We start from the raw sequence: 659 nt of genomic DNA, 5'->3' as shown, positions 1-659 counted from the left end.
TGATAGGCAGCAGTACCCTGACCGTCTCGCAGAACGCCAACCTGGGCACCGGTGGCGTCAGCATTGGCAGCGGCAGCACCCTGAACTTTAACGCCTTTGAGGGGGGCGCGTTGACCGCGCTGAATAATTCATTGAGCGGGACGGGCAACTGGGTGCTGCGCAACAGCAACATCAACCTTTCCGGTAGCAACAATGCGGCGGGCTTTAGCGGTTTGCTGGACATCAACACCGGCGCCTCGCTAACGCTGAACGGTGCCACGACGTTGGATGCGAACACCGTATTGAACGTCAACGATGCGACCAGCACGTTGAACATCAGCAATAACGGTGCCTTTGCCCTGAACAATAGTCTGACCGGGGCCGGGCAGGTGAATGTGGATACGGCCAATAGCGCCTTCAGCTTCGGAGCCGGAGCGGGGTCCGCCTTCACCGGCAACGTGACGCTGAATAACACCACCTTCTCGTTGGCCGATACCAATGCCAGCGCTCTGGCGTTGGCTGGGCTGACCTTGGGGAATGGCAGCGTGACCACGGTGGGGGTAGCTGGAACGCCGGGCACCGAAACGCTGCGCGCCCTGACGCTCGACGGCGGTACGCTGAACTTTACCGGCGGTGCGCCACTGTCTAGCGCCGAGAGCACCATTACAGCTCAGACCCTG

The 659-nt window shown here is 61.0% G+C and carries 1 pseudogene; it reads left to right on the top strand.

The features are described 5' to 3' along the window. A pseudogene (locus BMI79_RS23885) lies at nucleotides 1-659 on the top strand (hypothetical protein); the annotation flags it as partial.

The organism is Serratia oryzae, from assembly GCF_001976145.1.
GTDB classification, from domain to species: Bacteria; Pseudomonadota; Gammaproteobacteria; order Enterobacterales; family Enterobacteriaceae; genus Chania; species Chania oryzae.
Note: the sequence above shows the minus strand (reverse complement) of the source record. Positions and strands in the feature narration are given on the sequence as shown.